General features: G+C 63.3%; 2 protein-coding genes (1 of these 2 only partly in view). Both read right to left on the bottom strand.

Going from position 1 to position 12,410, the window contains the following annotated elements; all coding sequences use genetic code 11:
• Positions 1 to 30 carry the 5' portion of a non-ribosomal peptide synthase/polyketide synthase gene (locus ACEN8R_RS05120; RefSeq protein ID WP_495624599.1) on the bottom strand. It extends 13,491 nt beyond the left edge of the window, so the window shows 30 of its 13,521 coding nt (coding positions 1-30); its start codon is at positions 28 to 30; its stop codon lies beyond the left edge, outside the window.
• Positions 30 to 12,410 carry a non-ribosomal peptide synthetase gene (locus ACEN8R_RS05115; RefSeq protein WP_495624598.1) on the bottom strand — a complete coding sequence of 4,127 codons (12,381 nt, stop codon included), beginning with the start codon at positions 12,408 to 12,410 and terminating at the stop codon, positions 30 to 32. Before ACEN8R_RS05115 ends, ACEN8R_RS05120 begins: the two co-directional genes overlap by 1 nt.

Genomic DNA, 12,410 nt, shown 5'->3' with positions numbered 1-12,410 from the left:
GGCGATCTTCAAAGCGACATTGGTATCCATCAAGCTTCCTCCATTTCATCAAGCAGGGCGTCCAGCTTGCTCAGTTTCAACGTATCGACCTGCTCACCTGCGGTTGCCAGACTGCTGACGAAATCCGTGAGTACGGGGTGTTGAAAAATCAGTTGTGGGGTCAGTTTCAGGCCCAGTTCCAGTTGCAGGCGTGAAACCACATTGACGGCCAGCAACGAGTGGCCGCCCAGTTCGAAAAAGTGATCCAGCAGGCCGACACGCTCGACTTGCAGCACGTGCTGCCAGATCGCCGCAACCTGCTGCTCGCGCTCGCTCTGCGGGGCGACATAACGCCCCTGTAAATGACCGCCCTCCACCGTCGGCAACGCCTTGCGGTCGAGCTTGCCGTTGGGCGTCAGCGGCAATTGTTCGAGGAATAGCAGGTGCGCCGGGACCATGAACTCCGGCAAAGACTCCCTGAGCCGTGCCTTGAGTTCATCGCGCAGGGACTGCTGATCGTCGGCAGCCTCTAGGCCCAGTGGTGAAGCGACCACGTAGGCCACCAGTTGCTGATTGCCCAGGGCTTCCTGCGCCAGCACCGCCACTTCGCGAACCGCTGGCTGCTCCAGCAGACGCGCTTCGATTTCCCCCAGTTCGATGCGGAAGCCGCGGATCTTCACCTGATGATCGATTCGGCCTCGGTACTCGAGCACGCCATCGGCCTGATAGCGGGTCAGATCGCCGGTGCGGTACAGGCGCTCGCCGTTGCTGGCGAACGGGTTCGGCACGTACTTCTCGGCGGTCATGCCCGGCCGCCCCAGGTAACCCCGAGTGATGCCGGCACCGGCCAGGTACAACTCGGCCGATACGCCCTGCGGCACCGGGTGCAGATCAGCGTCGAGCAAATAGCTGGCGGTGTGTTTGAGCGGGCGACCAATGTTCGCCGTGCCACCCGCTTCGCGACGGGTCCAGGTGGAATAGGTGGTGTCTTCCGACGGGCCATAAAGATCGTAGACATGCGCCACGGTCGGTTGCCCATAAAGCGCATCGACCAGCGACTGCTTCAGCGGCTCACCGGCGAGGTTGATGATGCGCACGCTCGGCGGGATCTGCCCGGCACTGTGCAGCGCATTGATCGCCGACGGCACGGTGTTGATCAGGCGAACCTGATCGCGGGCCGGCAGTTGCGGCAACTCCAGGGCGTTGCGGGCGATGATCAGCGAGCCGCCGTTGGCCAGGGTGACAAACAACTCCCACACCGACAGGTCGAAACACACCGAAGTCGAGGCCAGTACCCCCTGAATATCGTCGCGGCTGTACACCGATTGCGACCAGTCGATCAGCGCCAGCACGTTGCGATGGGCGATGGCCACGCCTTTGGGCTTGCCGGTGGAGCCGGAGGTGTAGATCACGTAGGCCAGGTTATCCGGCGTGACACGGGTGACCGGGGCGATGCGCGGATAATCCGCCAGCCACGACTCGGCGTTGTCCATCAACAGCACTTGAGTGCCCGCCGTCACGTTCAATGTTGCCGCAACAGCCTGCTCGGTCAGCAGCACCAACGCGCGGCTGTCGTCGAGCATGTAGGCCACGCGGTCGGCCGGATAATCCGGGTCCAACGGCACATAGGCGCCGCCGGCCTTGAGCACCGCCAGCAGCGCCACCAACAGACTGTCGGAACGTTGCATCGCCACGCCGACCCGCACTTCCGGGCCCACGCCCAACTCGATCAGCTTGTGGGCGAATTGGTTGGCGCGGCTGTCGAGTTCGGCGTAAGTCAATTGCTTGGTTGCGAAGGTCACCGCCAGCGCATCCGGCATGGCCGCGACCTGCCTGGCGATCAGCTCATGGATGCACAGATCATCGGAGAAACCTTCGTCAGCAGGGTTCCAATCCAGCAACACTTGTTGCTGCTCGGTTTCATCCAGCAGCAACAACTCGCCGAGACAGCGTTCACCGGCGTCGATCATCTGGCTCAACAGGTGCTGCAAATGAGCCGCCAGTCGCGTCACTGTCGCCTGCGCAAAACTGCCGCGCTGATAGCTGAAGTGCAGCGACAGTTGCGCGTCGAGGCTCACCAGCAGGGTCAGCGGATAGTTGGTTTGCTCGCGGCTGGCCACCGGACCAAAGCGCAGCCCTTGCAGGGCGCCCTGCTCCAGGGCCTGGGCGATCGGGTAGTTCTCGAACACCAGAATGTTGTCGAACAGCGCTTCACCGCCCTGCCCGGCCCAGCGCTGGATATCGAACAGCGCGGTGTGTTCGAACTCGCGCAAGGCCAGGTTTTGCCCTTGCACCGCTTGCAGCCAACTAGCGAGCGATTGCTCGGCCCGAGGGCTGGCGATCACCGGCAAGGTGTTGATGAACAGCCCGATCTGCTGCTCGACACCCGGTAAGTCTGCCGGACGACCAGCGACCGTCGCGCCGAAGGCCACGGTGGTTTTGCCGGTGTAGCGTTGCAGCAACAGCAACCAGGCCGCCTGTACCAGCGTGTTGACGGTGACTTTCGCGGCCCGGGCGAACTCGCCCAGACGCAGGGTTTGATCGGCCTCCAGCACCTGGAAGTGATCGCCGTAACCTTGGGTTTCGGTAGACGCTTGCGGCACTGCGACGGTCTGGGCCAGGCGCGTCGGCTCTTCCAGCGCCAGCAGCGCCGGGGTCCAGAACGCTTCGCTGGCGGCCGAGTCCTGGCGTTGCAGCCAGGCGATGTAATCGCGGTAACGTCCGCTGTGAGCGCCGTTGAACTGGCCGCTGTAACGCTGCAGAACTTCGCCGAGCAACTGCGAGTTGCTCCAGCCGTCCATCAGGATGTGATGGTTGGTGTAGATCAGGTGATGACGGTGGTCGTCGATGCGCGCAATCACCAACCGCAACAAGGTCGGTGCGCTCAAGTTGAGGGCTTGGCGTTCCGTGTCGGCGAGCGTCTGCAAGGCCTGATCGCGCTGCGGATGGGCGCGTAAATCATGCAGGCTGTAAGGCATCTGCGCGTGTTTGCCGACCACCTGCACCGGGTTTTCCAGTTCGCCCTGCCAGACAAAGCGTGTGCGCAGAATGTCGTGGGCATCCACCGCTGCTTGCCAGGCCTGATGGAAACGCTCGGGGTCGAGCCCTTCCACATCCAGGCGAATCTGGTTGATGTAATCGCCGGTGGTTTCCTGGTACACGGCATGGAACAACATGCCCTGCTGCATCGGCGACAGCGGATAGAGGTCTTCGATCGATTGCGGCGCCAGCGGCAAGCCGTCCAGTTGTGCCTGGCTCAAGCGCGCCAGCGGGAAGTCCGACGGGGTGACGCCGTGCTGCCCGGCCCGGCAGCAATGGGCGATCAGCGCTTGCAGTTCCTGGGCGTAATCGTCGGCCAGCGCCTGAATGGTCGACTCATTGAACCGTTCGCGGCTGAAGGTCCAGCCCAGGTTCAGTTCACCGCCATACACCTGGCCATTGAGGGCCAACTGATTGGCCAATGGCGCCCGGGCGTCCAGTTCATCACCGGCCGCATCACTGCACGGTACAAACAAGGCGCCGTCGGCTTCGGTGAAGCTGCCGTCGAACTGGCCAAGATAATTGAAGGTCAGGCACGGCACCGGCAATTGGCTGAGGATTTGACGTGCAGCGTCGTCACCCAGATGGGCCAGCGCACCAAAACCGAGGCCCTTGTTCGGGATCGCGCGCAGCTGTTCCTTGATCTGTTTCAGCGAACCACCGAGGTCAGCGACCGGCGTCAGTTTGGCCGGGTACAGGCTGGTGAACCAGCCGACGGTGCGGGTCAGGTCAACGCCGTCGAACAGCTCTTCACGGCCATGACCTTCGAGCTGGATCAACGCGCTGTCGGTCCCGGTCCAGCGCACCATGACGCGGGCCAGAGCGGTCAGCAGCAGGTCGTTGACCTGCGTGCGATACGCCGCCGGGGCGTCTTGCAGCAGTTGCCGGGTCATTTCCTTGTTCAGTTGCGTGCGCACCGTCAGTGCATGCTTGTTCTGTTGCCCGCCCTCGGGATTGTCCTCCGGCAACGCCACGTCGGCGCCGTGTAACTGCTGTTGCCACCAGGCCAGTTCGCTGCGCAGTTCAGCACTGCGGGCGTAGGTTTGCAGGTGCTCGGCCCAGACCTTGGCCGCACTGGTTTTGGCCGGCAATTGCAGGGGCTCGCCGCTCAACAGCTGACGGTAAGCGGTTTGCAGATCGTCAAACAGAATCCGCCACGACACGCCGTCCACCACCAGATGGTGGATCGCCAGCAACAGGCGCTGAGTGCCGTCATCGAGGTTCGCCAGCACCGCGCGCAGCAGCGGCCCGTGTTGCAGGTTCAAGCTGCGTTGCGCCTCATTGGCCACCGCTTCCAGTGCCGTGGCGTCGGCGACGTCAACCGCCCAGAGCAACGCCTCGGTCTGGCTGCCCGGCGCACGGTATTGCGCCTGCCAGCCCTCGGCCTGTTCGACGAAACTCAAGCGCAAGCCATCGTGGTGAGTAACCAGCGCACCAAACGCCTGCTCAAGCAGATTGGCATTCAGTATTTGCGTCGGCTTGAGCATCACCGCCTGGTTCCAGTGCTGACGCTCGGGGATGGTCTGTTCGAAGAACGCCTGCTGCACCGGCAATAACACCAGATCGCCTGTGACCGGCCCCTGATCGATGACCTGAGCCTGCTCACCCAACCGCGCCACCGTGGCCAGTGCCTGGATGGTCTGGTGCTGGAACAGGTCTTTTGGCGTGAAGCGGATGCCGGCCTGACGGGCGCGGCTGACCACTTGGATCGAGATGATCGAATCGCCGCCCAGTTCGAAGAAGTTGTCGCTCAAACCGACCTGATCGAGTTTCAGCACGTCCTGCCAGATCGTCGCCAGTTGCTGCTCCAGTGCGTTTTGCGGCGCCACATAGGCTTGCTGCAATTGGCTGATGTCCGGCTTGGGCAGGTTCTTGCGGTCGAGTTTGCCGTTGGGGGTCAGCGGGAGGCGCTCAAGCAGCAGCAAATACGCCGGGACCATGTGCGCCGGCAGAGCGACTTTAAGTTGCTCGCGCAGGCTGTCGGCGAAATCAGCCTGTTCGGCATCGAGCGCATCGGCGACCACATAAGCCACCAGGCGCTTGCCGCTGCCGGCGGTGCCTTCCTGGGCGACCACCACGGCTTCGCGCACCCCGTCGAGGGCTTGCAGGCGCGCTTCGATTTCTCCCAGTTCGATGCGGAAACCGCGAATCTTCACCTGATTGTCGATGCGATCCAGGTAATCGAACGTGCCGTCGGCGCGTTGCCGCACCAGGTCGCCGGTGCGGTACAGCAGGCCACCGACCGCACTGAACGGATCGGCGACAAAGCGCTCCGCCGTCAGGCCCGGACGGTTCAGGTAACCCCGGGCCAGGCCGGTGCCGCCCAGGTACAGCTCACCGGCCATGCCTTGGGGCAGCAGGTTCAGGTCGGCGTCCAGCACGTAAGCGCTGCGGTCACCGATGCGACTGCCGATCGGCGCGTAGGCCGCGCCGCACTGTACGTCGCGCCCGGCCTTCCAGATCAGCGGCGTGACCACGGTTTCGGTCGGGCCGTAGCCGTTGATGATGTAGTCCGGATCGAGCGCACGCTTGACCCGTTCGAAACTGGCGTTGGGCACGGCATCACCGCCGAAGCAGTAGATCCGCACCTTCGGCGGGTGGCCTTCACGTTCGGCGTGTTCGGCCAGTTGTTGCAGGTAGACCGGCGGGAACGCCACCACCGTCACGCCGTGTTCGCGCATGGCGTTGTAGGTCTGTTCCGGGGTCCACAGGCTGTCGTCGCGAATCAGCAGCGAGGCGCCGTGGGTCAGGCTGGTCAGCCAACGCTCATGGGCGCCGTCGAAGGCGAAGGACATGAAGTGGAATTCGCAGTCGCTGTCACGCATTTCATAGCGTTCGCCAATGGCCTGGCAATGCATCGCCAGCGGGCCATGGGCGACGCTCACGCCTTTGGGGTTACCGGTGGAGCCGGAGGTGTAAATGACGTAAGCGAGGTTCTGCGGATCGAGCGGCACCTTGGGTGCGGTAAGGGATTGGCTGCGCAGATCGAGACGGTCGAGCTCCAGCACCGGGACCGCATCATCCACCGGCAACTGCGCCGAAACCGACGAATCGCTGAGCAACAACGCCAGCCCCGAATCCTCGATCAGATAGGCCAGGCGTTCGCGCGGGTAGCTGGTGTCCAGCGGCACGTAGGCACCGCCGGCCTTGAGCACCGCCAGCAGCGCGACAATCACCCCTTCGCTGCGCGGCAAGGCCACGCCGACCCGGCTTTCCGGGCCGACACCCCGGGCGATCAAAGCGTGGGCCAATTGATTAGCGCGTTGGTCGATGTCGCCATAGCTGAACCGCTGACCGGCGAAAATCACCGCTGTGCGCTTGGGGCGTTGGGCGGCGAGTTCGGCGATGCGCTGGTGCACGGCGACATTCACCGGATACGGCTGCGGCTGGTTATTGGCCTGTTGCTGCGACAGCTCGGCAGCGCTGGCCAGGGCAATTTCACCAAGATTGCGTTCGGCCGACTCGGCGAACTGCTCCAGCAGTTGCAACAGGTGCGCACCGATGCGTTCGATCGCCGGCGTTGAGAAATGCGCCCGGTCGAAGCTGTAATGCAGCGCCAGGGTCTGGCCCAATGTCACGGCAACGCTCAACGGATAATGGGTTTGCTCAAGGTTGGCGACGTCGCCGAATACCACGCCTTGCTCCGCGCCCTGCTGCAGCGCCTGGGCAATCGGGTAGTTCTCGAACACCAGAATGTTGTCGAACAGGGCTTCGCCGCCCTGCCCGGCCCAGCGTTGAATGTCCGCCAGCGGCGTGTGTTCGAACTCGCGCAGGCTGAGGTTTTGCGCCTGTACCGCTTGCAACCAGTGGCCGACGCTTTGGTCCGGACGCGGCGCGCCGATCACCGGCAAGGTATTGATGAACAAGCCGACCGCTTGCTCGATGCCGGGCAAGTCTGCCGGACGCCCGGCCACCGTGGCGCCGAAAGCCACGGTTGGGTGACCGGTGTAGCGTTGCAACAACAGCAGCCACGCGGCTTGCACCAACGTGTTGAGGGTGACTTTCTGTTGCCGGGCAAAGGCTTCAAGGCCTTGGGTGCGACTGATGTCCAGGGTCTGGAAGTGGTCGCCGTGCCCGCTCAGGGTTTCGTTGCCGGACGCCACCCGCGCCAGTCGGGTCGGCTCTTGCAAGGAGGCCAATGGCTCGCGCCAGAAGTCCTGGCTCAGTTGCCCATCCTGACGCTGCAACCAAGCGATGTAATCGCGATAGCGTCCGCCGGTAGCTATCGGCGGGCGACCGCTGTAACGCTGCAAGACTTCGCCGAGCAACTGCGAGTTGCTCCAGCCGTCCATCAGGATGTGGTGATGGGTGTAAATCAGCTGCCAGCTATCGGCTGCGGTGCGCACCAACACCAGTCGCAGCAACGGTGCCTGGCTCAGGTCGAATCCTTGTTGGCGCTCGGCATTGGCCAGTTCATTCAAGGCCTGAAGCTGATCGTCACGCTCACGCCAGTCGAGCACGGTGAACGGCAACTGCACCTGCTTGTGGACGATCTGCACCGGTTGTTCCAGTTCGCCTTGCCAGACAAAACCGGTACGCAAGATGTCCTGTGCATCGACCGTGGCCTGCCAAGCGGCGCGGAAACGCTCCGGCTCGAGGCCTTGCACATCCACCCGCAGCTGATTGATGTATTCACCCGCCGCCTGCTCGTACAGGGTATGGAACAACAGCCCCTGCTGCATCGGCGACAGCGGATAGAGGTCGTCGAGTTGGCCGACGGCCACCGGCAATGCATCGAGTTGTGCCTGGGTGATGCGCGCCAGCGGGAAGTCCGATGGCGTGGCCTGTGGCACCTCAAGGGTGCAGCAATGCTCGATCAATGCGTTGAGTTCGACAGCGTATTGATCAACCAGCTGCTGGATGGTCGTGGTGTCGAACATCTCGCGGCTGAAGGCCCAGCTCATCGACAGCTCGCCGCCGTACACCTGGCCTTCGACCGTCAGCCAGTTGGCCAACGGCGCCGACGGATCCTGGGCCACACCGCTGCCTTCGCTGGACGGCACAAACAACGCCGCTTCGTCGAACTGACGGTCGAACTGCCCCAGGTAGTTGAAGGTGATGCGCGGTTGCGGCATGGCTGCCAGTGCGGCGCCAACCTGCGAGTCGCCCAGATAGCGCAGCACGCCGTAGCCCAGTCCTTTGTCCGGCACCGCGCGCAGTTGCTCCTTGACCGTTTTGATCGATGCGCCGAGGTCGCCGACCGGGCTCAGGTTGACCGGGAACAGACTGGTGAACCAGCCGACAGTGCGGGTCAAATCGATGTCGTCGAACAGGTCTTCACGGCCGTGGCCTTCGAGCTGGATCAGCGTGCTGCCCTGCCCGGTCCAGCGGCACACGGCCCGCACCAGCGCGGTCAGCAGCAAATCATTGACCTGAGTGCGATAAGCCGCCGGCGCCTGTTGCAGCAGTTTGCGGGTTTGTTCGGCATCGAAGATCAGTTCGACTTTCTGCTCGAAACGGTTTTGCAGTGCACCGTCTGGGCGGTCGCACGGCAAGTCGGTTTGCGGCGCATCGCGCAGTTGCGCCTGCCAATAATCGACACTGTTGTGGAACGTTGGCAGGTGGCTTTGTAGACGCGCCACCCAGCGCTGGTATGAACTGGTTTTCACCGCCGTCGTCAGCGTCGAGCCATCGCGTGCCTGGCGATAGAACTGTTGCAGATCCTCCAGCAACACCCGCCACGACACACCGTCCACCACCAAGTGGTGAATCACCAGCAGCAGCCGCTGAGTGCCATCGGCCATCTGCACCGACAACGCTCGCAGCAACGGGCCGCTGCTCAGATCAAGACTGCGCTGGGCTTCGTCGCACAACGCATTCAGCTCTTCGAGCGATTGCGCCGAGCGTTGCCACAGCACCGACTCAACAGACGCTGCGCCATAGGCCTGCTGCCAACCGGCGTCGGTCTGTTGATAACGCAGACGCAACCCATCGTGATGCTGGAGCAACTGCGCCAACGCCTGATCCAGCGCCCCGGCATCCAGCGCTTCGCGCGGCACCAGCAGCAGCGACTGGTTCCAGTGATGACGCTCAGGGATGGCTTGCTCGAAGAACCAGTGCTGCACCGGCGTCAGGGCCACCGCGCCAACAGCCGGACCTTGATCGATCAGGTTCTGCTCGCCGCTGCGGGCCACTTGCGCCAGGCTGCGGATAGTCTGGTACTGGAACAGGTCTTTGGGGCTCAACAGGATGCCCGTCTGACGCGCGCGGCTGACCACTTGCATCGACACAATGGAGTCGCCGCCCAGCTCGAAGAAGTTGTCTTCAAGGCCGACGTTGTCGATGGCCAGGATGTCTTGCCAGATCGCCGCCAGCGACTTTTCCAGCGCCGTGCGCGGCGCCACGTGTTCACGTTGTTGCTGGGTGCCGTCGACCGCAGGCAAGGCCTTGCGGTCGAGCTTGCCGTTGGGGGTCAACGGCAATTGTTCGAGGAACAGCAGATACGCCGGGACCATGTAGTCCGGCAAATGTCGGCGCAGCGCGGCTTTCAGGGTTTCGCGCAGGTTCGCTTGAGCATCGGCATTGTCCGCCAACAGCGCTGCATCGGCGGGCACGATGTAGGCGACCAGTTGCTGACCGCTGGCGCCGTCCTGGGCCAGCACCGCCAGTTCGCGTACCGCGTCCTGCTGCAACAGCCGCGCTTCGATTTCACCCAGCTCAATGCGGAAACCACGAACCTTGACCTGATGGTCGATGCGACCGACGTATTGCAACGCGCCGTCGACCTGATAGCGGGTCAGGTCACCGGTGCGATACAGACGCTCGCCGTTGCTGGCAAACGGGTTCGGCACGTATTTCTCGGCGGTCATGCCCGGTCGCGCCAGGTAACCCCGGGTGATGCCCGCGCCGGCCAGGTACAGCTCAGCCGATACGCCCTGCGGCACCGGTTGCAGATCGGCATCGAGCAAATAGCTGGCGGTGTGCTTCAACGGTCGGCCAATGTTGGCGCTGCCGCCGGACTGGCGGCGAGTCCAGGTGGAATAGGTGGTGTCTTCCGACGGGCCGTAAAGGTCGTAGACATGCGCCACGGTCGGCTGCCCATAAAGCGCGTCGACCAGCGACTGCTTCAGCGGCTCACCGGCCAGATTGATGATGCGCACGCTCGGCGGGATCTGCCCGTCGCGTTGCAACGCATTGATCGCCGACGGCACGGTGTTGATCAGGCGCACCTGATCGCGGGCCGGCAATTGCGGCAGCTCCAGGGCGTTGCGGGCGATGATCACCGAACCGCCGTTGGCCAGGGTGACAAACAGCTCCCACACCGACAGGTCGAAACACACCGAGGTCGAGGCCAGCACACCCTGAATGTCGTCGCGGCTGTACACCGATTGCGACCAGTCGATCAGCGCCAGCACGTTGCGATGGGCGATGGCCACCCCTTTGGGCTTGCCGGTGGAACCGGAGGTGTAGATCACGTAGGCCAGGTTATCCGGCGTGACGCCGGTCACCGGTGCGCTGCTTGGGTAAGTGACCAGCCATGGCTCGGCGTTGTCCATCAACAACACTTGTGTCTCGGCAGCGATGCTCAATGTTGCCGCAACGGCCTGCTCGGTCAGCAGCACCAATGCACGGCTGTCTTCGAGCATGTAGGCCACGCGGTCGGCCGGGTAATCCGGGTCCAACGGCACGTAGGCGCCGCCGGCCTTGAGCACCGCCAGCAGCGCTACCAGCAAGCTGTCGGAACGCTGCATCGCCACGCCGACCCGCACTTCCGGACCCACGCCCAACTCGATCAGCTTGTGGGCGAGTGGGTTGGCGCGGCTGTCGAGTTCGGCGTAAGTCAGTTGTTTGGCCGCGAAGGTCGCCGCCAGCGCATCCGGTTGGGCGGCGACCTGGCGGTCGATCAATTGATGGATGCACAGATCATCGGCGAAACCTTCGTCAGCGCGGTTCCAGTCATGGACGATGCGTTGGTATTCCTCGGCTTCAAGCATCGGCAAATCGCTGATGCGCTGCTGGCTGTCGTTGACCATACCGTGCAGCAAATGGGTCCAGTGCCGCGCCATGCGCTCGATGGTCGGCGCATCGAACAGGTCATTGGCATAGGTCAGCGCGGCGTGCAGTGTGCCGGCCTTTTCATAGGTGTCCAGGGTCAGGTCGAATTGGGTGGTGCGCCCTTCCCATTCGATCATGCCCAGTTCCAGGCCCGAGGCGGTGGTTACCGTGGAAATGTCCGCCACCTGCGGCTGATGGTTGTACATCACCTGGAACAACGGCGTATGGCTGAGGCTGCGCTCCAGCTTTAGCGCTTCCACCAGCCGCTCGAATGGCAAGTCCTGATGGGCCTGGGCGCCGAGGGCGGTTTCCTTGATGTCACTGAGCAAATCCGCCACGCGGGTCTGGCCATCGAGCCGGGTGCGCAGCACTTGGGTGTTGACGAAGAAACCGATCAGGCCTTCGATTTCGCCGCGATTGCGGTTGGCGATCGGCACGCCGACGCGGATGTCGGTCTGCCCGGTGTAACGGTGCAGCAACGCGTTGAATGCGCCGAACAACAGCATGAACAAGGTGATGTTGTGCTTCTGCGCGGTGGCTCGCAGTTGCTCGGCCAGTGGGCCGTCGACGCCGAACTCATAACGCGTGCCGCGATAGCTGGGCATCGCCGGGCGCGGGTGATCGGTGGGCAGCTCCAGCACCGGATGCTCGAAGCCCAATTGGGCTTGCCAGTATTCCAACTGCCGCGCCTGCTCCCCGGCTTCCAGCCAGCGGCGTTGCCACAAGGCATAGTCGCTGTATTGAATCGGCAACGGCGCGAGCTGCGGTTGCACGCTGGCATCATGGGCGTCGTAGCAGCGGATGAACTCGTCGATCAACACGTTCATCGACCAGCCATCAGAAACGATGTGGTGCAGGGTCAGCAGCAGCACGTGCTCCTGCTCGGCGAGCTTGAGCAGCTTGACCCGCAGCAGCGGCCCGACGGCCAAATCGAACGGCAGCAACGATTGCTGCTGGGCGGCCTCGGCCACGGCCTGTTCGCGCTCAAGGGTTGGCAGCGCGCTGAAATCAATTTGCTCGATCACCAACGGCGCACTGGCAGGTGCCTGTTGCAGGGACTCGTCGGCCTGGCGCTGGAACACCGTGCGCAAGGTTTCATGACGCGCCACCAGGCTGGCGAACGCTTGCTCCAGGGCCGGCAGGTTCAGTTGCCCGGTCAAGCGCACTGCGCCCGGCAAGTTGTAGGCGCCGCTGTGCGGGTCCAGTTGCCAAAGAAACCACATGCGCTGCTGGGCGTAGGACAGCGCTTGCCGGTCCTCGGCCTCGACCCCTTGCGGAATCGGAAAACGGGCGAAGTCCACGCCCTCCTTGTGCAAGGCCGCAAGGAACATCTGGCGCTTTTCCAGGGGCAACCCGATAAACCGGCGAGCAAGTTTCAAGGAGTCTTCAGCATTCAT

The organism is Pseudomonas sp. Pseusp15 (assembly GCF_059492165.1).
This window is presented reverse-complemented; position numbering and strand designations above follow the sequence as displayed.